Below are 22,146 nucleotides of genomic sequence, written 5' to 3'. Positions count from 1 at the left end.
CGTCCCAACCAGCGACCTTGCATGGCCTTTCTTGCACTTGGTATCAACCATAAGACTGCCTCGGTAGACGTACGCGAGCGCGTGGCGTTTACCCCAGAGCAGCTGGTGGATGCCCTGCAGCAGCTCTGCCGACTGACCGCCAGCCGCGAGGCGGCGATCCTGTCCACCTGCAACCGCAGCGAACTTTATATAGAGCAGGACCAGCTCGGCGCCGACGCGGTGCTGCAATGGCTGGCCGACTATCACCAGCTGAGCCTCGATGAGCTGCGCGCCAGCGCTTACGTTCACGAAGAGCACGATGCGGTGCGCCACATGATGCGGGTGGCTTCTGGCCTCGACTCGCTGGTGCTGGGCGAGCCGCAAATCCTTGGCCAGATGAAGTCGGCCTACGCCGTCGCCCGCGAGGCCGGCACCGTTGGCCCGCTGCTCGGTCGCCTGTTCCAGGCCACCTTCAGCGCCGCCAAGCAGGTGCGCACCGATACCGCCATCGGCGAGAACCCGGTGTCGGTGGCGTTTGCCGCGGTCAGCCTGGCCAAGCAGATCTTCTCCGACCTGGGGCGCAGCCAGGCGCTGCTGATCGGTGCCGGCGAAACCATCACCCTGGTCGCCCGCCACCTGCACGAGCAGGGCGTGCGCCGCATTGTCGTGGCCAACCGCACCCTCGAGCGCGCCAGCATGCTGGCCGAACAGTTCGGCGCCCACGCCGTGCTGCTGGCGGATATCCCGCAAGAGCTGGCCAACAGCGACATCGTCATCAGCTCCACCGCCAGCCAGTTGCCGATCCTGGGCAAGGGCGCGGTGGAAAGCGCGTTGAAGCAGCGCCGGCACAAGCCGATCTTCATGGTCGACATCGCCGTGCCGCGTGACATCGAGCCGCAGGTCGGCGACCTGGATGACGTCTACCTGTACACCGTCGACGATCTTCACGACGTGGTCGCAGAAAACCTCAAAAGCCGCCAGGGCGCGGCCCAGGCCGCCGAAGAGCTGGTGTCGGCCGGTGCCGACGATTTCATGGTGCGCCTGCGCGAGCTGGCCGCGGTCGATGTGCTCAAGGCGTATCGCCAACAAAGCGAGCGCCTGCGCGACGAAGAGCTGCAAAAGGCCCAACGCCTGCTGGCCAACGGCGGCAACCCCGAAGAGGTACTGGCGCAACTGGCCCGGGGGTTGACCAACAAACTCCTGCACGCGCCCAGCGTGCAACTGAAAAAGCTCTCTGCCGAAGGCCGCCTCGATGCGCTGGCCATGGCCCAGGAACTCTTCGCCCTCGATGAGGGCTCGACGGACAAAACCCCGCAATGAAAGCGTCGCTGCTGAACAAACTGGACACGCTCCAGGACCGCTTCGAGGAACTCACCGCGTTGCTGGGTGATGCCGAAGTCATTTCCGACCAGACCCGCTTCCGTGCCTATTCCCGCGAATACGCCGAAGTCGAGCCGGTGATCGGCGCCTATCAAGCGTGGCGCAAGGTCCAGGATGACCTCGAAGGTGCCCAGGCGCTGCTCAAGGACGCCGACCCCGACCTGCGCGAAATGGCCGTCGAGGAAGTGCGCGAGGCCAAGGAACAACTGCTGGGCCTTGAGTCGAAGCTGCAGCGCATGCTGCTGCCCAAGGACCCCAACGACGGGCGCAACGTATTCCTGGAAATCCGCGCCGGCACCGGCGGTGACGAGGCGGCGATCTTCTCCGGCGACCTGTTCCGCATGTACTCGCGCTATGCCGAGAAACGCGGCTGGCGCCTGGAGATTCTCTCCGAGAACGAAGGCGAGCACGGCGGCTACAAGGAGATCATCGCCCGGGTCGAAGGCGACAGTGTGTACGGCAAGCTGAAGTTCGAGTCCGGCGCCCACCGCGTGCAGCGTGTGCCCGAGACCGAGTCGCAAGGCCGCATCCACACCTCGGCCTGCACCGTGGCCGTGCTGCCCGAGCCCGACGAGCAGGTGGCGATCGAGATCAACCCGGCCGACCTGCGCGTGGACACCTACCGCGCTTCCGGCGCCGGCGGCCAGCACGTCAACAAGACCGACTCGGCGATCCGTATCACCCACCTGCCGACCGGCATCGTGGTCGAGTGCCAGGAAGAGCGCTCGCAGCACAAGAACCGTGCGCGGGCGATGTCCTGGCTGTCGGCCAAGCTCAACGACATGCAGACCAGCGCCGCGCAGAACGCCATTGCCAGCGAGCGCAAGCTGCTGGTCGGTTCGGGCGACCGGTCCGAGCGTATCCGCACCTACAATTATCCACAGGGCCGGGTGACCGACCACCGCATCAACCTCACCCTCTATTCCCTCGACGATATCCTCGCCGGCGGTGTGGACGCGGTGATCGAACCGCTGTTGGCCGAGTATCAGGCCGATCAGCTGGCCGCCCTGGGGGATTGATGACCATCATTGCCAGCCTGCTGCGCAACGCGCAGTTGCCGGAGTCGCCCACCGAGCGCCTGGACGCCGAACTGTTGCTGGCCGCTGCCCTGGGCAAGTCGCGCAGCTACCTGCACACCTGGCCCGAGCGCATCGTCAGCAGCGAGGCCGCCGAGGCGTTCGCCGGCTTTATCGCGCGCCGTCGCGCCGGTGAGCCGGTGGCCTACATCCTGGGCCAGCAAGGCTTCTGGAAGCTCGACCTGGAAGTGGCGCCGCACACCCTGATCCCGCGCCCGGACACCGAGCTGCTGGTGGAGGCCGCGCTTGAGCTGGTCCCGGCCACGCCTGCGCGGGTGCTGGACCTGGGCACCGGCACCGGCGCCATCGCCCTGGCCCTGGCCAGCGAGTGCCCGGCCTGGCAGGTGACGGCGGTGGACCGTGTCGACGAGGCCGTGGCGCTGGCCGAGCGCAACCGTCAGCGGCTGGGCCTGGGCAATGCGCAGATTCGCGCCAGCCACTGGTTCGATGCCCTGGCCGGTGAGCGCTTCGACCTGATCCTCAGCAACCCCCCCTACATTCGCGCCGCCGACCCGCACCTGGTGGCCGGCGATGTGCGCTTCGAGCCCAGCAGTGCCCTGGTGGCAGGCGAAGATGGCCTGGACGACCTGCGGGTGATCGTCGCCCAGGCGCCGCAGCACCTGCTGCCCGGCGGCTGGCTGCTGCTTGAACATGGCTACGACCAGGCCGCGGCGGTGCGTGAACTGCTGGCGGCCGCCGGCTTTATCGAAGTCGCCAGCCGTGTCGACCTGGGCGGCCACGAGCGCATCAGCCTGGGGCGCCTGCCATGCTGAGCGACCTGGAGCTGTTGCGTTACAGCCGGCAGATCCTGCTGTCGCAAGTGGACATCGACGGCCAGCTGCGCTTGAAGCACGGCAAGGCGCTGGTTATCGGCCTGGGCGGCTTGGGCTCGCCGGTGGCGCTGTACCTGGCCGCCGCCGGCGTGGGCCAATTGCACCTGGCCGATTTCGATACCGTCGACCTCACCAACCTGCAGCGCCAGGTCATCCACGACACCGACAGCGTCGGCATGAGCAAGGTGGATTCGGCAATCAAGCGCCTGCAGGCGATCAACCCGGAAATCACCCTGGTCGCCCATCGCCGCGCGCTGGACGAGGATTCGCTGGCCGCCGCCGTGGCGGCGGTGGATGTGGTGCTGGACTGCTCCGACAACTTCGGCACCCGCGAGGCAGTCAATGCCGCCTGTGTCGCGGCCGGCAAGCCGTTGGTCAGCGGCGCGGCGATCCGCCTCGAAGGCCAGCTGTCGGTGTTCGACACGCGGCGCGACAACAGCCCCTGCTACCACTGCCTGTACGGCCATGGCAGCGAGGCCGAGCTCACCTGCAGCGAAGCCGGCGTGCTGGGCCCGCTGGTGGGACTGGTTGGCAGCCTGCAAGCGCTGGAGGCCCTGAAGTTGCTGGCCGGCTTCGGTGAGCCGCTGGTGGGGCGCCTGCTGTTGATCGATGCACTGAGCACCCGCATGCGCGAACTGCGGGTCAAGCGTGACCCGGCCTGCGCCGTGTGCGCCACGCGCCATGGCTGAGCGTTCGGCGCCGGTAGGCGTGATGGATTCGGGGGTCGGCGGCTTGTCGGTCCTCGCCGAAATCCAGCGCCTGCTGCCGAATGAATCGCTGCTGTATGTGGCCGACAGCGGTCACGTCCCCTATGGCGAAAAGTCCCCCGACTACATCCGCCAGCGCCTGCGCCATATCGCGGGGTTCTTCCGCGAACAGGGCGCCAAGGCGATGGTGCTGGCCTGCAATACTGCCACCGTGGCGGCGGTCGCCGACCTGCGCGAGCTGTACCCCGACTGGCCGTTGGTGGGGATGGAGCCGGCGGTCAAGCCAGCGGCGGCAGCGACCCGCTCCGGCGTGGTCGGCGTGCTGGCCACCACCGGCACGCTGCAGAGCGCCAAGTTCGCCGCCTTGCTCGACCGTTTCGCCAGCGATGTGCAGGTGATCACTCGGCCTTGCCCAGGGTTGGTGGAATGCATCGAGGCCGGCGACCTGGCCAGCCCGGTCCTGCGGCAGTTGTTGGCGGGCTATGTACAGCCTTTGCTTGACGCTGGCTGTGACACCTTGATCCTTGGCTGTACCCACTATCCCTTCCTGCGCCCGCTGCTGGCCGAGATGGTCCCGGCGGACGTGGCGATCATCGACACCGGCGCCGCCGTGGCGCGGCAGTTGCAGCGCTTGTTGGCAGTACAAGGCTTGCTGGCCGACGGCCCGGCGCAGCCCACTCGGTTCTGGAGCAGTGCTGAGCCGGATGCCCTGAAAAAAATCCTGCCGTTGCTGTGGAAGAAATCCGACAGCGTGCAAAGCTTGCCCTTATAAAAAGTGTGAAGAGCGTCAATCGCCGTTGGAACTATTGTTTCGCTGTCGACTTCTACCGCTCTGCCTGCACGCCGGGCAAACACTGACAACAACATCAGGAAGAAGGGGTTGTTCATGCGTAAGCTGTGCGTCTTGGCGGCAGTTGCCGCCGTTTCTCTGGGGCAGGCAGTAGCAGTGCAGGCCGCCGATGTTTCGTTTTCCGTGGGGCAGACCGGGGACTCGACCCAGGTCTATCGGCTGGGGCTGCAGTCGAACTGGGACAGCAGCTGGTGGCAAACCCGGGTCGGGCGCCTGACCGGGTATTGGGATGGCGCCTACAGCTACTGGCAGGGCGACAAGACGGCCAGCAACCACAGCCTGTCGTTCGCACCGGTGTTTGTTTATGAGTTCGCGGGCGAGTCGGTCAAACCCTACATCGAGGCGGGGATTGGTGTAGCGGCATTCTCCAGCACCGAACTGGAAGACAACCAGTTGGGCTCGTCATTCCAGTTCGAGGACCGCATCGGCTTTGGCCTGCGTTTTGCGGGCGGGCATGAGGTGGGGATCCGCGCCACCCACTATTCGAATGCCGGGTTCAAGGAGCCCAACGACGGGGTGGAAAGCTACGCCCTGCATTACCGCATGCCGTTGTAGGGCCGAGTTCCGGCTGATAATCCTGGGGCCGCTGCGCGGCCCCAGCATGCTCAAGCCAGGCGCCCTTTCGGAACACCTCGAAACCATCGTCTGTATGGCTTGGCGTTCAGCCGGGCAACGGCCAGAGGCTGTTCAAGCTCAGCGCCTCAAGCACCAGCTCGGGTTGTCGCTGTTCCAGGCGCGCCAGCAATTCATTGGCGGCGCTCTGTGGCGTCCAGTTCTCGGGGATGGCCTGGGCCAGGGTCACCGGGGTTTTCAACGACTGCGGCGCGACGATCGTCAGGTCCACGCCCAGGGTCTTGAGGGGCGCGCGTTGTTCACGCAGCCACTTTGGCAGGCTGTTGAGGCCGCTGGGCGGTTGGTTCGGCTCGAACAGCTGCGACGCCGAATAACGGCTGAGAACCACCATCACCTGCGGCCTGTCACCCTTGGCCAGCAAGGGCAGTGCCGCCGCCAGGCAATGCTCGGCGGCGCGCAGGTTGCTGACGACGATCATGTCGAACAGGTCGGAGCCCGCCACGTCGTCGGCCAGGTAGTCGCAGCTCCCGGCGTTGATGATCAAGGTGTCGAGCGCGCCCCACCGGGCCTGCAGTTGCTGGCTGGCGGTATCGGCCTGGCTGACCTCCTGCAGCTGGCCCGGAAGGCACAGCAGCTGTTTGCCCAGCGCCTGGAGTTGCTCGCTGTCCCTGCTGCTGGCGGCGACCCGTTGCCCTTGATCGAGCAAGCGTTCCACCAGGGCCAGACCAAGCCCGTTGGTAGCCCCCGTTACCCAGAAACTGCGCGTAGTACTCAAATTGTTGCCCTCTGATCCTGCCAGGTGGACAAACCCTTGAAGGCGTCCAATGCTCGCTGGCGACTGCGTTCGAGATCGACTATGGGACTGGTGTAATAACTTGTAGCAAACAGATCCGCAGATTTCACCGGGAAATGAATGTATTTATCATCCATCTGCGCCAGCTCGGGTAGCCAGTGGCGTATGAAAATGCCTTTGGAATCGAAACGTTGCGACTGTGTGACCGGGTTGAAGATGCGGAAGTAGGGGACTGCGTCCGTTCCCGTCGAGGCGCTCCACTGCCAGCCGCCGTTGTTGGCGGCCAGGTCGCCGTCGATCAGGTGGCGCATGAAATGCCGCTCGCCCTCGCGCCAGTCGATCAGCAGGTTCTTGCTGAGGAACATGGCCACGATCATGCGCAGGCGGTTGTGCATCCAGCCGGTGTGCAGCAGCTGGCGCATGGCGGCGTCGATGATCGGGAAACCGGTGCGGCCTTCTTTCCAGGCTTGCAGTTCCTCAGGTGCGTTGCGCCAGGGCAGGGCCTCGGTGTGGGCGCGGAAGGCGCGGTGCCGGGACACCTGTGGATAACCCACCAGGATGTGCTTGTAGAACTCCCGCCAGAGCAGTTCGTTGACCCAGGTCTGCACACCGGCGTTGCCGCTGTCGAACTCGCCCTGGTTGCTGGCCAGGGCGGCATGCAGGCACTGGCGCGGCGAGATCACCCCCGCGGCCAGGTAGGGCGAAAGCTGGCTGGTGCCGGCCTTGGCGGGCAGGTCGCGCTGCTGTGGGTAGTCTTCGACACATTCGTCGAGGAAGCGGGCCAGGCGCCGGTGCGCCTCGTCCTCGCCGGCCGGCCAGTGCTCGCGCAGGGCCGGGGGCGTGCCGTCAAAGCCTTCGATGTGTGCAGGTATGGGGTCGCTGGCGATGTCCACGGTGCCCTGGCGCTGAACACGCGGGGCGCGGGCGGGCAGGCTGCGGTGCAAATGTTCCAGGCAGACCCGTTTGAACTGGCTGAACACCTGGAAGTACTGGCCGCTGCGGGTGAGCACGCTGCCGGGCTTGAACAGCAACTGGTCGAGATGGCCATGGGCACCGATCCCGGCCTGTTCCAGCAGCCGTGCGGTGGCCTGGTCGCGCCGGGCTTCGTTGACGCCGTATTCGTCGTTCCAGTGCACGGCCTCGATGTTGTGCTGGCGGCACACCTCGAGTACCGCTTCAGGCACTTCTGCCCAGGTGTCGGTATGGCGCACCAGCAATGGGATGTTCAGGGCTTGGAGCGACTGGCGCAGCTGGCGCAGGTTGCGTAGCCAGAAGTCGACCTTGCAGGCGGCGTCGTCATGGCTTTGCCACTGCCCGGGGCTGGCGATCCACAGGGCCGCGGTGGGGCCGCGCTGGCAGGCGGCCGAGAGGGCGGTGTTGTCGTCGATGCGCAGGTCGCTGCGCAGCCAGATCAATTGCATGGGGTTAGCGGCCTGTCGAATGTTGGAGGCGGTGCAAGGCGGCCTGTGGGCTGTCGAACAGCTGCAGGTCGGGCAAGTCCAGGGCGTGAAGCTCAGCCTGGTGCAGGCCGACGCTGTAACCACCCAGGAGTTTCGCGGTGTTCATGTCCCGCAGGGTGCGGCCGAGGGCTGCGAGGTCCGGGCGCCGGCCAAGGTAGAGCAGCAGCGCGCGTGGCTTGAGCAGCTCGACGGCTTGGCGCAATTGGCGAGGTTCCACGGGCCATTCGAGGATCTCCAGCGGCTGGCCACTGCTGCTGAGCAGCCAGGCGCAGAGCCAGAATTCGGCATCGAAGGGGGTGTCAGCGGTGCGTGCCAGCAGCACGCAAGGCCCCGCCAGAGAGTGACTGTCGTGGTACACCCGGGCGCCCAGCTTGCTGCGCAGCCAGGTGTAGAAGAACGCCTGCTCAAGGCCTGCGTCGAAGTGCGTTTGCCAGCGCAGGGCCAGTGCGTCGAGCAGCGGCAGCAATAGGCGTTCGCACACGGTGACGGCCGGATACAAGGCCATCGCCTGATTCAGCAGTTGGTCGAGTGGGCGTTGGGCCAGATGGGCAATCGCCTCTATCAGTTGTTCGATGCGCTCCCCCCATTCGCCCTCGACCGGGGTGCTGGCATCCGTTGCGTTGTCCAGCAGTGCGCGCACCTGGCTTACCGCTGCGCCGCGTTCGAGCCAGCGCAGCACCGCCTGGACGCGCTGAACCTGGTCCTGTGGATAAAGGCGGTGGCCCTTGGGCGTGCGTTGCGGCTTGATCAGCCCGTAGCGGCGCTCCCAGGCGCGCAGGGTGACCGGATTGACGCCCGTCAGCCGGGCCACTTCGCCGATGGGCAGCAGGTCTTCAGATGGCATTGCGCAGCCCGAGGCGTTCAGGGTGAGGTTGCAGGTAGGCCTGCTGCAAAAGATAGGGGTCGGGGTGGCAACGCAGGTGGTGCTTGATCAAGGTCAACGGCACCACCAGCGGCACCACGCCTTGCTGGTACTGGCCGATGAGCTGCTGCAGCTCGGCCTTGTCGGCCTGGTCCAGGCCGTTGCGCAGGTAACCGCTCAGGTGCTGCAGCACGTTGCCATGGGTGCCGCGGCTGGCACAGCGGCGCAGGGCCTGCATCAGCTGGCTGAAATAGGCGCGGCCAAACTGTTCGGGGTCGTGCTCGCGGGTCATGCTGCCCAGCAATTTGCCCAGGCTTCGATACGCCTGCGGGTTATGGGCCATCAGCAGGTATTTGTAGCGGGCGTGGTAACGGATCAGCGCGCCACGGCTGAGGCCGCCCTGCAGCACCTGCTGCCAGTCGGCGTAGGCATACACGCGGCTGATGAAGTTCTCCCGCAGCACCGGGTCGTGCAGGCGGCCTTCTTCTTCGACCGGCAGGTCCGGGCGGCTGGCGCAGAAGGCGGCGGCGTAGGCACCACGGCCGCCCTGGCTGGCCGGGTAGCCATTGTCCTGGTACACCTTGACCCGCTCGAGCCCGCAGGAGGGCGATTTCTGCATGAAAATGTAGCCGCAGATATCGTCGAGTTCGCTGGCCATCTGCTGGCCGTAGGCGCGCAACGGGCCCGAAAAATCGGTGCTGCTGTCGCGGGTGCCGGTCACGGCCGGGTGTTCCGGGTCGCCGACCAGGCGGATCGGCTCGCGGGGCACGCCAAGGCCGATGGCGACTTCCGGGCACACCGTTACCCATTCGAAATGCTCATCGAGCAGCTCGTGGCACAGGTCGGAGTGCTTGTGGCCGGCGTTGTAGCGCACGTTGAGGCCGGTGAGGCAGGCGCTGATGGCCAGGCGTGGCTTGCCGCTCGGGTAGGGAAGGGTCATGGCGGGCTCCGGAAGTACTTGTACAGGCATCAGGGTTTGTACAAGGCAATTCCAGCACATTTGAAAACTTATACAAGAACTATTTCTTGTATAAGTTTTCTATCCGGCTATTCCAGGTGTTCCAGCAGCCGCCGGGCTGCCTCCTGGCCGCTGAGCCAGGCGCCTTCGACACGCCCTGACAGGCACCAGTCGCCACAGGCATAGAGGCCCAGGTCGGCATCGGCCAGGGCGCCCCACTCATGGTTCACCGCGGGCCGGGCATACAGCCAGCGATGGGCGAGGGCGAAGGTCGGCGCTGGGACCACGCATCCGACCAACTCGGCGAATTCGCCCCACAGCTGTTCGATCACGTCTTCCTTGGGCAGGTCGATGTGCTGCTTGCTCCAGCTGGAGGTGGCGTGCAGCACCCAGGTGTCGAGTTGCGCGTCACGCCCAGGCTTGCTGCGGTTGCGCGCCAGCCAGTCGAGCGGGTTGTCCTGTACGAAGCAGCCTTGCATGGGGGTATCGAGCGGGGTTTCGAAGCCCAGGGCGATTGCCCAGGTGGGCTCCATCTGCACGCCCGCAGCGACCGCGGCAAGCTTTGGTGTTGCGGTCAGCAGTTGCGTGGCCTGGGGCGCCGGCACGGCGATCACCACCCGGCTGAACGGGCCGTGGCTGCAGCCTTCGGTGTCCTGCAGGTGCCAGTAGTGCTTGCCGCGGAACACTTCGGCGATGCGGCAGCCGAAGTTGACCGTGACGTCCTTGAGCAGCCCACGGGTGATGGCGCTCATGCGCGGCACGCCAACCCAGCGGGTCTGTTCGTCAGGGGAGGGGGTGAGTTCGCCATCGCGGTAGTTGTACAGCTGCGGCTTCCATTGTTCGGCCCAGCCGTTGGCCACCCAGTGCTGCACCTGTTCGACGAAACGCCGGTCGCGGGCGGTGAAGTATTGGGCGCCGAGGTCAAGCGCACCGGCCTCGCTGCGCTTGCTGGCCATGCGCCCGCCGCTGCCGTGGCCTTTGTCGAACAGATGGACGGTGTGCCCGGCTTTCTGCAAGGCCTGGGCGGCGGACAAACCGGCGATGCCGGCACCGATGATGGCGATAGGTACTGTCATGATGGCCTCTTCGAACCTCGCTGTTGGCAGCCTACGCTGCCAGGCAAACCTGTACAATACGCAATGTTTGTATAAGGTTATTCCGCTCGATAGGGCAGCTTGGCCTATGTTTATCCGAGAGCGTTCGGTCAAAAAAGTGCCTTGATCTTAAAAATAGACCACGGCCGCCAACTCTGAGGACACAGTCATGCATATATTGCTGACCGGCGGTACAGGCCTCATCGGCCAACACCTGTGCCAGCTGTGGCGAGGGCAGGGCCATCGCCTGACCGTGTGGAGCCGCACCCCCGCGCAGGTGCCGAAACGCTGCGGCAGCGACGTGCGAGGTGTCGCCCGGCTGGAGGATATTGCCGCGGATGATGCCGTGGACGCAGTGATCAACCTGGCCGGCGCGCCGATCGCCGACCGGCCTTGGACGGCCGGGCGGCGTAACCTGCTGTGGGCCAGCCGCATCACCCTCACCGAGCAGTTGCTGGCCTGGCTCGAGGGCCGCAAGCAACGCCCCGAGGTGCTGATATCCGGCTCTGCGGTGGGCTGGTATGGCGACGGTGGCGAGCGTGAGCTGACCGAGGCATCGCCGCCGGTGAAGGAGGATTTCGCCAGCCAGCTGTGCATTGCCTGGGAAGAGACCGCCCTGCGCGCCCAGGCCCTTGGCATCCGCGTGGTGCTGGTGCGAACCGGGCTGGTGTTGGCCAGCGACGGCGGCTTTTTGTCGCGCCTGCGCCTGCCGTTCAAGTTGGGGCTGGGCGGGCCTTTGGGTGATGGCCGGCAGTGGATGCCGTGGGTGCATATAGACGACCAGGTTGCCCTGATTGATTTTCTGTTGCAGCACAAGGAGGCCAGCGGTCCCTATAATGCCTGCGCCCCGGAGCCGGTGCGCAATCGCGAGTTCGCCAGGCGCCTGGGCCGTGCCCTGCATCGCCCGGCGGTGATGCCGATGCCGGCCTTGCTGCTCAAGGCCGGGCTGGGCGAGTTATCCACCTTGCTGCTTGGCGGCCAGCGCGCCCGCCCGGTACGGCTGCTGGCGGCAGGCTTCACGTTCCGCTTCAACGATCTGCAATCGGCGCTGGGCAACCTGTCCAGCCGCCTCTGACATAGGACGCTGCATGACCGATCACGCCCTGCTGCTGGTCAACCTGGGCTCGCCGGCCTCCACCTCGGTGGCCGACGTGCGCCGTTACCTCAACCAGTTCCTCATGGACCCTTATGTGATCGACCTGCCTTGGCCGGTGCGGCGCCTGCTGGTGTCGCTGATCCTGATCAAGCGCCCCGAGCAGTCGGCCCATGCCTATGCCTCGATCTGGTGGGACGAGGGTTCGCCGCTGGTGGTGCTGACCCGCCGCTTGCAGCAGGCGATGACCGCCCATTGGCCCCATGGCCCGGTCGAGATCGCCATGCGCTATGGCCAGCCGGCGCTGCCCGAGGTGCTTGAGCGCCTGGCTGCCGAGGGCGTGACCAAGGTAACGCTGGCGCCGCTGTATCCACAGTTCGCCGACAGCACCGTGACCACCGTGGTGGAGCTGGCCAGGCAGACCATCGCCGAGCGCAAGCTGCCGTTGCAGACCCGCACTCTGCAGCCGTTCTACGACCACCCTGACTACATCGATGCGCTGGTCGCCAGCGCCCGGCCGCACCTGGAGCAGGGCTACGATCACCTGCTGCTGAGCTTCCATGGCCTGCCCGAGCGTCATCTGAAGAAGCTCGACCCTACCGGCAACCACGATTTCCAGGCCGCCGATTGCTGTGCCGGTGCCAGCGCCGAGATGCGCGCGGTGTGCTATCGCGGCCAGTGCCTGGCCACCGCCAAGGCCTTCGCCCAGAAGATGGGGATCCCGGATGGCAAGTGGTCGGTGTCGTTCCAGTCACGGCTGGGGCGTGCCAAATGGATCGAGCCGTACACCGAAACGCGCCTGGATGAGCTGGGCAAGGCGGGTGTGCAGAAGCTGCTGGTGATGTGCCCGGCATTCGTTGCCGATTGCATCGAGACGCTGGAAGAGATCGGTGATCGGGGCAAGGAGCAGTTCATCGAGGCGGGTGGCAAGGAGCTGGTGCTGGTGCCGTGCCTGAATGATCACCCGGAGTGGGTGAGGGTGTTGGCGGGGATGTGCGAGAAGGCTTGAGAAACCTGTTTGTCTTTGAATAGAGGGGCTGCTTTGCAGCCCCAGGGAATCAGTGATGCCTAAGGCAACTGATCATCCAGCTTCTTGTGTTTCCAGCCATCGTTGCCCGGCAAAATCAGGTTCAGGGCAATGGCCACAATGGCGCACAGGGCGATGCCCTTCAGGCCCCAGTCATCCGGGCCGTCGCCGCTGCCGATCAGTACGCCGCCGATGCCGAACACCAGGGTCACCGACACGATCACCAGGTTGCGCGCTTCGGCCAGGTCGATCTTGTGGCGGATCATGGTGTTCATGCCCACCGCCGCGATCGAACCGAACAGCAGGCAGAGGATGCCACCCATCACCGGTACCGGGATGCTTTGCAGCAGTGCGCCGAACTTGCCGATGAAGGCCAGGGTGATGGCGAAAACCGCCGCCCAGGTCATGATCTTCGGGTTGTAGTTCTTGGTCAGCATCACCGCGCCGGTCACTTCGGCGTAGGTGGTGTTGGGCGGGCCACCGAACAGGCCGGCGGCGGTGGTCGCCAGGCCGTCACCCAGCAGGGTGCGGTGCAGGCCGGGTTTCTTCAGGTAGTCACGGCCGGTCACGCTGCCGACGGCGATCACCCCGCCAATGTGTTCGATCGCTGGCGCCAGGGCGACTGGAACGATGAACAGGATGGCCTGCCAGTTGAAGGCCGGGGCGGTAAAGTTCGGCAGTTCCAGCCAAGGGGCCGCAGCGATCTTGGCGGTGTCGACCACGCCAAAGGCGAACGACAGGGCAAAGCCCACCAGCACGCCGGAGATGATCGGTACCAGGCGGAAGATGCCCTTGCCGAACACCGCCACGATCAACGTGGTCAGCAGCGCCGGCATGGAGATCATCATCGCGGTCTTGTATGGCATCAGCGCAGCGCCGTCACCACCCTTGCCCATGGCCATGTTGGCGGCGATCGGCGCCATGGCCAGGCCGATGGAGATGATCACCGGGCCAATGACTACCGGCGGCAGCATGCGGTCGATGAAACCGGTGCCCTTGACCTTCACCATCAGGCCCATGAAGGTGTAGACGAAGCCTGCGGCCATCACGCCGCCCATGGTCTCGGCCAGGCCGAACTGGCCCTTGGCGAGGATGATCGGGGTGATGAAGGCAAAGCTCGACGCCAGAAACACCGGGACCTGGCGGCCGGTCACCAGCTGGAACAGCAAGGTGCCGATACCGGCGGTGAACAGCGCGACGTTAGGGTCGAGGCCGGTGATCAGCGGCATCAGCACCAGCGCGCCGAATGCCACGAAGAGCATCTGCGCGCCCGAGACGACCTGGCGCCAGAGCGGGTCGTTGAAGCCGTCCTGCATGGTCAGGCGTCCTTCTGCTTGGTGCCGAAGATCTTGTCACCGGCATCGCCCAGGCCGGGGACGATGTAGCCGTGTTCGTTCAGGCGCTGGTCGATCGAGGCGGTGTAGATCTTCACATCGGGGTGGGCTTTCTCCACCACTTCGATGCCTTCGGGCGCCGCGACCAGCACCATGGCGCGGATCTCTTTGCAGCCGGCTTTCTTCAGCAGGTCGATGGTGGCGACCATCGAGCCGCCGGTGGCGAGCATCGGGTCGATGATCAGCGCCAGGCGCTGGTTGATGTCCGGCGCGAGCTTTTCAAGGTAGGTGTGCGCTTCGAGGGTTTCCTCGTTGCGGGCAACGCCCACCGCACTGACCTTGGCGCCGGGGATCAGGCTGAGCACGCCGTCGAGCATGCCGATGCCGGCACGCAAAATAGGCACGACGGTGATCTTCTTGCCGGCGATTTTCTCGACCTGCACCTTGCCGCACCAGCCGTCGATCTCGTAGGTCTCGAGTGGCAGGTCCTGGGTGGCTTCATAAGTCAACAGCGCGCCGACTTCCTGGGCGAGTTCGCGAAAATTCTTGGTGCTGATATCGGCGCGGCGCATGAGGCCGAGCTTATGGCGGATCAGCGGATGGCGGATCTCACGAGTAGGCATAGGGGGGGCTCCGGAAGGCGGGCAAAAAAACCGCGCTAGATTAATCTATTCAGTCCTGACTGTCGTGCGGTCATTGTGCACGTTAGTCCATAAAGGCTTGATCTGGGACGAGCGGATGCGTACCTTTGCCCGCTTTTCCAAAACGCACCCCCTGGAGAGCGCCATGTCCGCCGATCTCGAGCATATCCGTCAAGTGATGCACGAGGCTGATTGCCTGTACAACGAAGCCGAGGTCGAGGCCGCCATCGCCGAGGTCGGCAAACAGATCTGCAAGGACCTGCACGACAAGAACCCGGTGGTCTTCTGCGTGATGAACGGTGGCCTGATCTTCGCCGGCAAGCTGCTCACCCACCTGCAGTTCCCGTTGGAAGCCTCGTACCTGCACGCCACCCGCTACCGCAACCAGACCAGCGGCGGTGAGCTGTTCTGGAAAGCCAAGCCCGAGGTGTCGTTCATTGACCGTGATGTGCTGATCGTCGATGACATCCTCGATGAAGGCCACACCCTCAGCGCCATCATCGAGTTCTGCAAGCATGCCGGCGCCCGCTCGGTGCACACCGCCGTGCTGATCGACAAGGATCACGACCGCAAGGCCAGCCCGGACCTGAAAGCCAACTACGTCGGCCTGCCGTGCGTCGACCGCTACATCTTCGGCTATGGCATGGACTACAAGGGCTACTGGCGCAACGCCAACGGCATCTTCGCCGTCAAGGGCTTGTAATCATGCGCCAGCCCGCGTTTATCGATCAGTCGTTGTTCGCCGGGCTGGCAGCACAGTCAGCGGCCAACCCGCGTGGCCGTCAGCACCATAACTTCCATGAGATGGAAGACCCCTGCCACCGCCTGGCCATAGGCTTGCAGCCGGATACCTACATTCCGCCTCACCGGCACCTGAGCGCGGACAAGGCCGAGGCGTTGATCGTGCTTAAAGGGCGCATCGGCCTGTTGATCTTCGACGAGCAGGGTGCGGTCACCGACAAGCGTGTCATGGAGGCCGGCGGCGAGTGCCTGGGTGTCGATCTGGCGCCAGGGACCTACCACGGGTTGGTGGTGCTGCAAGCCGACAGCATGCTGTTCGAGTGCAAGGCCGGCCCTTACCGCCCGGTGGGCGAGGGCGAGCTTGCCCACTGGGCACCGCGCGAAGGCGAGGCCGGCGTGGCCGAGTACCAGGCCTGGATGCGCGCGCAGTTCGACTGAGCGCAGGCGGCCTCGCTGAGCAGGCCGCTACGGCCAAACAGACCATGCTAGAGTGCTCTTTCATGCCAAGGAGCCTCTCATGCGTGCGTTCGTCCCTCTCCTGCTGGCGGTGAGCCTGCCGCTATCTGCTGCCCCGCTGCACAGCCAGTTCCTGCCCCCCGACGACCTCGCCCTGCGCCAGGAAGCACCGACCAGCCAGCAGCTGCTGCAGGTCACCGACTATTCGGTGGTGGTGGGCACCCAGCGCCAGTCCGACCAGCAACCCATCCCGATCACCTCTTCGTTGCAGATGCGCCTTAAGGGCAAACCCTTGAGCAAGGGCTCGACCATCGGCGAGGTGCTGATCAACTTCGACGGCGAGGGCGGCAAGAGCCTGAAAAAGCCGGCTTATGACGACAAGCGCCGCACCCTGACCCTCAATTACCCGATGGCCGATTATCGGGTGATCATGGACCTGCTGCGCAACGAGACCCTTTACGTGCAGTTCCTCACTTACGGCAACGGCCATGTCTGGGCCGATCTGCACACTGGGACCGTACGTACGCGTTGAGGCCCGCAGGTGCAGGGCGGTACACTGCCGGCCTTCGAAAATGTCCTAGACAGTCCAGTGGGAGTCCTTGATGCGTAAAGACAAGAAACAGGTGATTGGTGACGAAATCAGCGACGAGTACATCAAGAGCTTCCTGCAGTTCGAGCCGGCCGATGGCCTCACCTCGCCGTCGCACCACAAGCTGATCAAGGGCTACCGCGGCCTGCGCATCGACGACTTCGAGCGTTATGTCGGTTTCTTCCTCGAGGCCGGGTATGACCTGGATGGCAAGGACGAGCACGGCAAGACCTTCGTCGAGGTGATCGCCGACCAGCGCAATGCCCCTGAGTACATCGAAATCATCGACAACGCCCGCGGCTGAAAAAGCTTGTTGGCAATGATCCTGTAGGAGCGGCCTTTTGCCGCGAAAGGGCTGCGAAGCGGCCCCAGGTTCTCGGCATTATTGCAAAAATCGCCGGGGCCGCGATGCGGCCCTTTCGCGGCACGAGGCCGCTCCTACAGGGCGATGCAGGCCTGGCGGTCCAGGCACAAAAAAACGCCCCGAGGGGCGTTTTTTCGTTTCAGCCGGTTCAGGCGTAGTGCTTGGCCGGGCTGTCCTGCGCCAGGTCCAGCGCCAGGTCGTTGTCGGCGCTGATCTTGTGGTACAGCGCAGCGTCGGTCGCCAGGACCTTCTCGCGGGCCGGGAAGATTTCCTTGAGCTTGGCAGCCCAGGCACCCTTCGCCTGCTCGGGGAAGCAGCGCTCGATCAACTCGAGCATGATCGACACGGTCACCGAAGCGCCTGGCGATGCGCCGAGCAGCGCAGCCAGGCTGCCGTCCTCGGCCGAAACCAGTTCGGTGCCGAACTGCAGCACGCCGCCTTTTTTCGGGTCTTTCTTGATGATCTGCACGCGCTGGCCGGCCACTTCCAGGCGCCAGTCCTCGGCTTTCGCCTCGGGGTAGAAGCGACGCAGGGCTTCCAGGCGTTGCTCCATCGACTGCATCACTTCGCTGACCAGGTACTTGGTCAGGTCCATGTTGTCGCGGGCCACGGCCAGCATCGGGCCGATGTTGCCCATGCGCACCGACAGCGGCAGGTCCATCAGCGAGCCATGCTTGAGGAACTTGGTGGTGAAGCCGGCGTAAGGGCCGAACAGCAGCGAGGTGTTGCCATCGACCACGCGGGTATCCAGGTGCGGTACCGACATGGGCGGGGCGCCAACCGCGGCCTGGCTGTAGACCTTGGCCTGGTGCTGCTTGACGATTTCCGGGTTGTCGCAACGCAGCCACTGGCCGCTGACCGGGAAGCCGCCGAAGCCTTTGCTTTCCGGGATGCCGGAGGCTTGCAGCAGGGGCAGTGCGGCGCCGCCAGCGCCGAGGAAGACGAAGCGGGCGTCGACTTCACGGCTGCCGCCGCTGTTGACGTCCTTGATGCTCACGGTCCAGCCGTTGCCGTTACGGCGCAGGCCGACGACCTTCTTGCTGTACTTGACCTGGGTGTCCGGGCTGTTGCCCAGCAACTTGAGCAGCTTGTTGGTCAGGGCGCCGAAGTTGACGTCGGTGCCTTTGGCCACGCGGGTCGCAGCGATGCGCTGGTCGGCTGGGCGGCCCGGCATCATCAGCGGCATCCAGTCGTTCATCACGGCCTTGTCTTCGGTGTATTCCATCTCCGAGAAGGCGTGGTGCTGCTTGAGCAGCTCGAAACGCTTCTTGAGGAAGTCGATACCCTTGTCACCCTCGACGTAGCTCAGGTGCGGAACCGGGTTGATGAAAGCACGCGGCGAGCCGAAGTTGCCCTTCTTGCTCAGGTAGGCCCAGAACTGGCGCGAAACCTCGAACTGGGTGTTGATGTGCACGGCTTTCTTGATGTCGATGCTGCCATCGGCGGCCTGCGGGGTGTAATTCAGCTCGCACAGGCCGGCATGGCCGGTACCGGCGTTGTTCCAGGGGTTGGAACTCTCCGCGGCTCCGGAGTCCATCGCCTCTACGACCTCAAGCTTCAGGGTCGGGTCGAGCTCCTTGAGCAGTACGGCCAGGGTGGCACTCATGATGCCCGCGCCTACCAGTACCACATCAACCGATTCGTTCTGCGCCATTTAACGCGTCTCCACAATCTACAGCTACCTAATTGACAGCACAGGATCCCTGGGTTTGCCAGGATCGCCATGTCCGACTCTTCGCAGTTCTTGCAACTTCAGCGGACACTGCCAACCAGTCTTGGGTGTTCAGGTATTGAACGCCGTTTGCCACGGGTGCGGCAATTCGACTTATGGTCAAGTGATCCGTCATGCGTTACGGGCCGGCCTCAGGCTCCCATCCAGGATGAGCGCTTGTGCCGTCTGCGCAGGGCTGTTTGTGAAAGATCTGCTGCTTTTACACATGCCAGACTGTTCATTGCTCGCCACACTCTCGTGAAGTTGTGAAAAACCGTTTTTTCACGCTCTTTTGGAGACGTGAACCTCAAAAGTGGACTGCACGATGGCAACCCGCAGGTTCATGCGCAGCAGAAGGCCGGAAACAGCAGGCACGACAGCCAATGCAAGACCTGAGTGGAAGGCTCTCTGTGGGCGAAGCGTAGAAGGTGCCGGGGTCAGTCGGCGAATGCGGGGCCCGATCAGGAGACGTCCTTATAATCGGGGGCAGATTATAGCGAGGTCGCGGGCAGAAAGGTCGGTCTTTATGGGTTTTTATTGCAGCGTTTGTCAGGCAGCGAGGGGGCGGCGCTGCCAACGGCTGGTTGCGTGGGTGCAAATCCGGGCGCTGGCAGGCAGCGGATGGCCCAGCCAGCCAAGGTGCGCCTCGCTGACCAGGACCCAGCCGGCGGCCGTTGGCGGCTGGCGCGTCTGTTTGAAGCCCAGGCAGATGCCATTGCTGTCGAGGTGGGCGTAAGTGAGGTGGCGCTGACGTTTGAAAAGCAGGTTCCAGAGCGAGGCCATGGCGGATTGTCCTGTCAGGTCGGGCTGGCGCAAGCATAACGGCGAGGGCATGAAACCATTGTGACAAGCGGGACAGGGCGATGACTGGCCGGTGGCGGGCTGGGTATACTGTGGGCCTTTGCCGCTTTTTCTGGAGAAATGCGCATGTTGCAACGTCTGTTGGTCGGTTTGTTCGCGGTGGCCAGCCTGAGCCTGGCCGGCTGTGCCCACAGCCCGCAACAACTCAGCCCGCAACCCAAGCTCACTCAGCAACTTGCGCCGGTCGGCCATGGCCAGCCGGTGGTGGTCAGGGTGGTCGACGGCCGGGCCTCGCAATCGCTGGGCACCCGTGGGGGCATGTACCCTGAAACCAGCACCATCAGTGTCAGTGGCAATGATGTGGTGCCCAAGCTGCAGGCCCAGGCCGAAGCTGCAGTGCGCTTGCTGGGCTTCACCCCGACGCCCAACGCTGGCAACGTACCGCAGCTGACCGTGACCCTGGCCGAGCTGAAATACCAGTCGCCCAAGGACAAGATGTACGTGACCGAGGCCACCATCGGCGCCACCTTCCGCGCGGATGTGTCGAACGCCAACCGCCGCTACAGCGGCCGCTACGGTGCTTCGCTCGACCAACGCTTCGGCATGGCGCCGAACCAGGAAACCAACACCAAACTGGTGAGCGATGTGCTCAGCGATGCACTGACCCGCCTGTTCAAGGACCCGACCATCGGGCAGGTGCTGGGCGAGTAAGGCATTTGTAATGAAGAAGCCCGCAGCCTGTACGCAGGCTGCGGGCTTTTTTGTGGCTGTTTCGCGGGTGAGGCCGCAAAGCAGGCGACGCGTATCAGGCGGCTTCGACGTGAAAATCCAGCAGGCTGATGCCGGTCTGCAGATCGACCTCTGGCAAGTCTTCATGGACATGCCCACCCAGCGCGCAGTAGACCAGCCACTGGCGGTCCTGGACATTGATCGAGAAGCTGTCGATCAGCGCCTGTTGCTCATCGCTCTGGGCAACGAGGTACAGGCGGTCCTGGTTTTCGGCGTGCAGCATGACAAGCTCCGTTACGGTGAAAGGCCGACAGGGTGGCCTGTCCTGATGACGAGCGTGTGACAGATGAAATTAAGTGACACTTTGTCGCAAAAAGCGGGAAGGGCAGGCCGGCTTGGGTAGAATGCCGGGCTTTGCTGTCGTGATACCGAGGTCGTGCGATGTCGTTGCAAGTGCTCTGGGGCTTCCTGGCTGCCCACCCGGCCAAGCTGATCAACCTGCTGGCCCTGTTCATAACCTGCCCTGGCGGGCTGCTGCTGCACAGTGCCCGGCGCCGCGCCAGCATGACCCGTGAAAGCCTGGCGGTGGACGAAGGGCTGGTGGATGCCTTCGACCTGCGGGTGCCGCGTTATTACTACATCCTCGGTTTTGCATGCCTGGCGATGGCGTTGTTGCTGTCGTGGTTCAGCACCTGGATCTGAAGAAGTCGCCGTCTGCGTGGCGGGAGCGGCCAACCGTCGCTCCCACACGCACGGCACGACAATTGTAGGAGCGGCCTTGTGTCGCGAAAGGGCTGCACGGCAGCCCCGGCGATCTTTGTTGCGTAGCTGAAAACTGAGGCCGCTTTGCGGCCCTTTCGCGGCACAAGGCCGCTCCTACAGAAAAACTGCGCAAGGCAGTTGCTCTCACAACGGCTAGTTCAGGCAGATTCGGGCTGCAGCTTCACCTGATACTGGTTGCGCACCGGCGTTGCATACTGCTGCACCAGGTACGGCTGCTGCTCCACCGGGCACGCGTCCAGGCGCCGCTGCCATTCTTCCTTGGCCTTGGCCAGCTCGTCAGCCGGGAACAGCTTCTCGGCGCTTGGCACCTCGAGCGCCGCATCTTTCTCTGCCCACATCGCATAGGCCAGGTAGTGCACCGGGAACAGCCGGTAGCCACCGAGAATCTGCCGGTCGATGGCGAGTGCCAGCTGCTTGGTGTCTTCGTGGTACTCGGTCACCGGTGGGGCAAAGTTGATGTGCACTCGCCCTTTGTAGCCGGTAATGCCCTGGGCGATGCTGTTGTCGTCCTCGCCCGGGGCCTTCTTGTAGCTGCCGGTAGTGGCGCGGATGTACAGCTCGCGGGCCTTGGCCTGGTCGCAAGGGTCGTATTCGTAGCTGATCGACACCGGGATCAGGTTCAGGCTCTGGATCACCGCGCCGAACGGCTCGTCCTTGCGGCTCATGTGGAACATTTTGAGAATGGCCGAATCGGTGCGGTCGTCACCGTCCTTGGCGCGGCCTTCGGCCTGGGCGATCCAGATCGAGGCGCCGTCGTTGCGGATCGAGTGGTTGATATAGGCCGACAGCAGCTGGTAGGCGGCCAGTTTTTCGCGGCGCCCGCTGATCGAACGGTGCACGATGAAGCTCTTGTTCAGGCGCATCATGTCGCTGACGAATGGCTTCTGCAGCAGGTTGTCGCCGATGGCGATGCGCGGCGTGGGCAGGCCCGCGTGATAGACCGCGTAGTTGACGAAGGCCGGGTCCATGACGATGTCGCGGTGGTTGGCCAGGAACAGGTAGGCGGTGCCCGACTTGAGCTGCTCGACGCCGGAATAGGTGACGCCGTCGGTGGCCCGGTCGATGGTGCGGTCGACGTAGTACTCGACCTTGTCCTGCAGCGTCGAGACGCAGGTAACACCGGCGAATTCTTTGCGCAGGCGCCGGGCGATCAGCGGTTTGAGCAACCAGCCGAAAGCGCCCGCCGCGCGCGGGAAGCGGAAGTGGGTGAGGATATCGAGGAATGCCGGGTCGCTGAGCAGGCGTGCCAGAACGGCAGGGACCTCAGCGTCGTCGTACGGTCGGATGGCATCGAATTCGCCCATCATGCTCT

25 protein-coding genes are annotated in these 22,146 nt (G+C 64.4%); 14 read left to right on the top strand and 11 right to left on the bottom strand.

Features of this window, described 5'->3' with window-relative positions; all coding sequences use genetic code 11:
* Positions 1-21: 21 nt before the first annotated feature.
* The 6 genes from hemA (at position 22) to L6D77_RS02280 (ending at position 5,380) form a co-directional block, all read left to right on the top strand.
* Positions 22-1,299, top strand: coding sequence for a glutamyl-tRNA reductase (hemA, locus tag L6D77_RS02305; protein ID WP_232882007.1), 1,278 nt, complete (start codon positions 22-24; stop codon positions 1,297-1,299).
* The gene (prfA, locus tag L6D77_RS02300) at positions 1,296-2,378 is read left to right on the top strand and encodes a peptide chain release factor 1 (protein WP_232882008.1); all 1,083 of its coding nucleotides are present in this window, start codon (positions 1,296-1,298) and stop codon (positions 2,376-2,378) included. Before hemA ends, prfA begins: the two co-directional genes overlap by 4 nt.
* Positions 2,378-3,208 carry a peptide chain release factor N(5)-glutamine methyltransferase gene (gene prmC, locus L6D77_RS02295; RefSeq protein ID WP_232882009.1) on the top strand — a complete coding sequence of 277 codons (831 nt, stop codon included), beginning with the start codon at positions 2,378-2,380 and terminating at the stop codon, positions 3,206-3,208. The genes prfA and prmC overlap by 1 nt, the downstream gene beginning before the upstream one ends.
* Entirely contained in the window at positions 3,202-3,957 is a 756-nt protein-coding gene (locus tag L6D77_RS02290) for a molybdopterin-synthase adenylyltransferase MoeB (protein WP_232882010.1), read from the top strand. Before prmC ends, L6D77_RS02290 begins: the two co-directional genes overlap by 7 nt.
* The gene (gene murI / locus L6D77_RS02285) at positions 3,950-4,747 is read left to right on the top strand and encodes a glutamate racemase (protein WP_232882011.1); all 798 of its coding nucleotides are present in this window, start codon (positions 3,950-3,952) and stop codon (positions 4,745-4,747) included. The genes L6D77_RS02290 and murI overlap by 8 nt, the downstream gene beginning before the upstream one ends.
* Positions 4,748-4,861: 114 nt before the next feature.
* Positions 4,862-5,380, top strand: a complete 519-nt coding sequence (locus L6D77_RS02280) for an acyloxyacyl hydrolase (RefSeq protein WP_232882012.1) — start codon at positions 4,862-4,864, stop codon at positions 5,378-5,380.
* Positions 5,381-5,486: 106 nt separating this feature from the next.
* On the opposite strand, the gene L6D77_RS02275 is transcribed toward L6D77_RS02280, so the two are convergent.
* From L6D77_RS02275 to L6D77_RS02255, 5 genes are all read right to left on the bottom strand, one after another.
* Positions 5,487-6,173, bottom strand: coding sequence for an SDR family NAD(P)-dependent oxidoreductase (locus L6D77_RS02275; protein ID WP_232882013.1), 687 nt, complete (start codon positions 6,171-6,173; stop codon positions 5,487-5,489).
* Positions 6,170-7,612 (bottom strand): deoxyribodipyrimidine photo-lyase, encoded by a 1,443-nt coding sequence (gene phrB, locus L6D77_RS02270; RefSeq protein ID WP_232882014.1) that lies wholly within the window; start codon positions 7,610-7,612, stop codon positions 6,170-6,172. The genes L6D77_RS02275 and phrB overlap by 4 nt, the downstream gene beginning before the upstream one ends.
* 4 nt (positions 7,613-7,616) lie before the next feature.
* The gene (locus L6D77_RS02265; protein ID WP_232882015.1) at positions 7,617-8,495 is read right to left on the bottom strand and encodes a MerR family transcriptional regulator; all 879 of its coding nucleotides are present in this window, start codon (positions 8,493-8,495) and stop codon (positions 7,617-7,619) included.
* Positions 8,485-9,453 (bottom strand): YbgA family protein, encoded by a 969-nt coding sequence (locus L6D77_RS02260; RefSeq protein ID WP_232882016.1) that lies wholly within the window; start codon positions 9,451-9,453, stop codon positions 8,485-8,487. The genes L6D77_RS02265 and L6D77_RS02260 overlap by 11 nt, the downstream gene beginning before the upstream one ends.
* Positions 9,454-9,560: 107 nt before the next feature.
* Positions 9,561-10,547: an NAD(P)/FAD-dependent oxidoreductase gene (locus tag L6D77_RS02255; protein ID WP_232882017.1), complete on the bottom strand. Its 987-nt coding sequence runs from the start codon at positions 10,545-10,547 to the stop codon at positions 9,561-9,563.
* A 187-nt stretch (positions 10,548-10,734) separates the two neighbouring features.
* On the opposite strand from L6D77_RS02255, the gene L6D77_RS02250 reads away from it, so the two are divergent.
* Together L6D77_RS02250 and hemH are read left to right on the top strand one after the other, a co-directional pair.
* The gene (locus L6D77_RS02250) at positions 10,735-11,640 is read left to right on the top strand and encodes a TIGR01777 family oxidoreductase (protein ID WP_232882018.1); all 906 of its coding nucleotides are present in this window, start codon (positions 10,735-10,737) and stop codon (positions 11,638-11,640) included.
* Positions 11,641-11,653: 13 nt separating this feature from the next.
* Entirely contained in the window at positions 11,654-12,667 is a 1,014-nt protein-coding gene (hemH, locus tag L6D77_RS02245) for a ferrochelatase (RefSeq protein ID WP_232882019.1), read from the top strand.
* Positions 12,668-12,726: 59 nt separating this feature from the next.
* Here hemH and L6D77_RS02240 read toward each other — a convergent pair whose 3' ends face one another.
* Both L6D77_RS02240 and upp read right to left on the bottom strand, forming a co-directional pair.
* Positions 12,727-14,001, bottom strand: a complete 1,275-nt coding sequence (locus tag L6D77_RS02240) for a uracil-xanthine permease family protein (protein WP_232882020.1) — start codon at positions 13,999-14,001, stop codon at positions 12,727-12,729.
* Positions 14,002-14,003: 2 nt separating this feature from the next.
* A complete protein-coding gene (gene upp, locus L6D77_RS02235; protein WP_110994785.1) occupies positions 14,004-14,642 on the bottom strand; it encodes a uracil phosphoribosyltransferase in 639 nt (212 codons plus the stop codon).
* Positions 14,643-14,805: 163 nt separating this feature from the next.
* Between upp and L6D77_RS02230 the strand changes: the two genes are divergently transcribed.
* The 4 genes from L6D77_RS02230 (at position 14,806) to L6D77_RS02215 (ending at position 16,750) form a co-directional block, all read left to right on the top strand.
* Positions 14,806-15,363 (top strand): hypoxanthine-guanine phosphoribosyltransferase, encoded by a 558-nt coding sequence (locus tag L6D77_RS02230; protein ID WP_125465523.1) that lies wholly within the window; start codon positions 14,806-14,808, stop codon positions 15,361-15,363.
* Positions 15,364-15,365: 2 nt separating this feature from the next.
* Positions 15,366-15,839, top strand: coding sequence for a WbuC family cupin fold metalloprotein (locus L6D77_RS02225; RefSeq protein ID WP_232882021.1), 474 nt, complete (start codon positions 15,366-15,368; stop codon positions 15,837-15,839).
* A gap of 79 nt (positions 15,840-15,918) precedes the next feature.
* Positions 15,919-16,389: a hypothetical protein gene (locus L6D77_RS02220; RefSeq protein WP_125465521.1), complete on the top strand. Its 471-nt coding sequence runs from the start codon at positions 15,919-15,921 to the stop codon at positions 16,387-16,389.
* A 70-nt stretch (positions 16,390-16,459) separates the two neighbouring features.
* The gene (locus tag L6D77_RS02215; RefSeq protein WP_110994788.1) at positions 16,460-16,750 is read left to right on the top strand and encodes a PA4642 family protein; all 291 of its coding nucleotides are present in this window, start codon (positions 16,460-16,462) and stop codon (positions 16,748-16,750) included.
* A gap of 208 nt (positions 16,751-16,958) precedes the next feature.
* Here the strand turns inward: L6D77_RS02215 and mqo are convergent, their stop codons facing one another.
* Both mqo and L6D77_RS02205 read right to left on the bottom strand, forming a co-directional pair.
* Positions 16,959-18,464 (bottom strand): malate dehydrogenase (quinone), encoded by a 1,506-nt coding sequence (mqo, locus tag L6D77_RS02210; protein ID WP_232882022.1) that lies wholly within the window; start codon positions 18,462-18,464, stop codon positions 16,959-16,961.
* Positions 18,465-19,070: 606 nt separating this feature from the next.
* Positions 19,071-19,304: a hypothetical protein gene (locus L6D77_RS02205; protein WP_232882023.1), complete on the bottom strand. Its 234-nt coding sequence runs from the start codon at positions 19,302-19,304 to the stop codon at positions 19,071-19,073.
* Positions 19,305-19,448: 144 nt separating this feature from the next.
* Here L6D77_RS02205 and L6D77_RS02200 point away from each other — a divergent pair, with 144 nt between their 5' ends.
* Complete coding sequence (locus L6D77_RS02200; RefSeq protein WP_110994791.1) at positions 19,449-20,033, top strand: YajG family lipoprotein; 585 nt, start codon at positions 19,449-19,451, stop codon at positions 20,031-20,033.
* Between the two features lie 94 nt (positions 20,034-20,127).
* Here the strand turns inward: L6D77_RS02200 and L6D77_RS02195 are convergent, their stop codons facing one another.
* A complete protein-coding gene (locus L6D77_RS02195; protein WP_232882024.1) occupies positions 20,128-20,334 on the bottom strand; it encodes a hypothetical protein in 207 nt (68 codons plus the stop codon).
* A 158-nt stretch (positions 20,335-20,492) separates the two neighbouring features.
* On the opposite strand from L6D77_RS02195, the gene L6D77_RS02190 reads away from it, so the two are divergent.
* Complete coding sequence (locus L6D77_RS02190) at positions 20,493-20,753, top strand: hypothetical protein (protein ID WP_232882025.1); 261 nt, start codon at positions 20,493-20,495, stop codon at positions 20,751-20,753.
* 218 nt (positions 20,754-20,971) lie between these two features.
* On the opposite strand, the gene L6D77_RS02185 is transcribed toward L6D77_RS02190, so the two are convergent.
* Complete coding sequence (locus L6D77_RS02185; protein WP_232882026.1) at positions 20,972-22,138, bottom strand: 1-acyl-sn-glycerol-3-phosphate acyltransferase; 1,167 nt, start codon at positions 22,136-22,138, stop codon at positions 20,972-20,974.
* Positions 22,139-22,146 lie beyond the last annotated feature (8 nt).

Origin of the sequence: Pseudomonas parasichuanensis (assembly GCF_021601385.1) — a bacterium.
Classification (GTDB): domain Bacteria; phylum Pseudomonadota; class Gammaproteobacteria; order Pseudomonadales; family Pseudomonadaceae; genus Aquipseudomonas; species Aquipseudomonas parasichuanensis.
The sequence above is the reverse complement of the archived record's forward strand: the minus strand, read 5'-3'. Positions and strand labels throughout refer to the sequence as shown.

Bases quoted from the DNA above. Each gene is read 5' to 3' on its own strand.
- hemA (WP_232882007.1), top strand. From the start codon at position 22: ATGGCCTTTCTTGCACTTGGTATCAACCATAAGACTGCCTCGGTAGAC.
- prfA (WP_232882008.1), top strand. From the start codon at position 1,296: ATGAAAGCGTCGCTGCTGAACAAACTGGACACGCTCCAGGACCGCTTC.
- prmC (WP_232882009.1), top strand. From the start codon at position 2,378: ATGACCATCATTGCCAGCCTGCTGCGCAACGCGCAGTTGCCGGAGTCG.
- L6D77_RS02290 (WP_232882010.1), top strand. From the start codon at position 3,202: ATGCTGAGCGACCTGGAGCTGTTGCGTTACAGCCGGCAGATCCTGCTG.
- murI (WP_232882011.1), top strand. From the start codon at position 3,950: ATGGCTGAGCGTTCGGCGCCGGTAGGCGTGATGGATTCGGGGGTCGGC.
- L6D77_RS02280 (WP_232882012.1), top strand. From the start codon at position 4,862: ATGCGTAAGCTGTGCGTCTTGGCGGCAGTTGCCGCCGTTTCTCTGGGG.
- phrB (WP_232882014.1), bottom strand. From the start codon at position 7,612: ATGCAATTGATCTGGCTGCGCAGCGACCTGCGCATCGACGACAACACC.
- L6D77_RS02265 (WP_232882015.1), bottom strand. From the start codon at position 8,495: ATGCCATCTGAAGACCTGCTGCCCATCGGCGAAGTGGCCCGGCTGACG.
- L6D77_RS02260 (WP_232882016.1), bottom strand. From the start codon at position 9,453: ATGACCCTTCCCTACCCGAGCGGCAAGCCACGCCTGGCCATCAGCGCC.
- L6D77_RS02255 (WP_232882017.1), bottom strand. From the start codon at position 10,547: ATGACAGTACCTATCGCCATCATCGGTGCCGGCATCGCCGGTTTGTCC.
- L6D77_RS02250 (WP_232882018.1), top strand. From the start codon at position 10,735: ATGCATATATTGCTGACCGGCGGTACAGGCCTCATCGGCCAACACCTG.
- hemH (WP_232882019.1), top strand. From the start codon at position 11,654: ATGACCGATCACGCCCTGCTGCTGGTCAACCTGGGCTCGCCGGCCTCC.
- L6D77_RS02240 (WP_232882020.1), bottom strand. From the start codon at position 14,001: ATGCAGGACGGCTTCAACGACCCGCTCTGGCGCCAGGTCGTCTCGGGC.
- upp (WP_110994785.1), bottom strand. From the start codon at position 14,642: ATGCCTACTCGTGAGATCCGCCATCCGCTGATCCGCCATAAGCTCGGC.
- L6D77_RS02230 (WP_125465523.1), top strand. From the start codon at position 14,806: ATGTCCGCCGATCTCGAGCATATCCGTCAAGTGATGCACGAGGCTGAT.
- L6D77_RS02225 (WP_232882021.1), top strand. From the start codon at position 15,366: ATGCGCCAGCCCGCGTTTATCGATCAGTCGTTGTTCGCCGGGCTGGCA.
- L6D77_RS02220 (WP_125465521.1), top strand. From the start codon at position 15,919: ATGCGTGCGTTCGTCCCTCTCCTGCTGGCGGTGAGCCTGCCGCTATCT.
- L6D77_RS02215 (WP_110994788.1), top strand. From the start codon at position 16,460: ATGCGTAAAGACAAGAAACAGGTGATTGGTGACGAAATCAGCGACGAG.
- mqo (WP_232882022.1), bottom strand. From the start codon at position 18,464: ATGGCGCAGAACGAATCGGTTGATGTGGTACTGGTAGGCGCGGGCATC.
- L6D77_RS02205 (WP_232882023.1), bottom strand. From the start codon at position 19,304: ATGGCCTCGCTCTGGAACCTGCTTTTCAAACGTCAGCGCCACCTCACT.
- L6D77_RS02200 (WP_110994791.1), top strand. From the start codon at position 19,449: ATGTTGCAACGTCTGTTGGTCGGTTTGTTCGCGGTGGCCAGCCTGAGC.
- L6D77_RS02195 (WP_232882024.1), bottom strand. From the start codon at position 20,334: ATGCTGCACGCCGAAAACCAGGACCGCCTGTACCTCGTTGCCCAGAGC.
- L6D77_RS02190 (WP_232882025.1), top strand. From the start codon at position 20,493: ATGTCGTTGCAAGTGCTCTGGGGCTTCCTGGCTGCCCACCCGGCCAAG.
- L6D77_RS02185 (WP_232882026.1), bottom strand. From the start codon at position 22,138: ATGGGCGAATTCGATGCCATCCGACCGTACGACGACGCTGAGGTCCCT.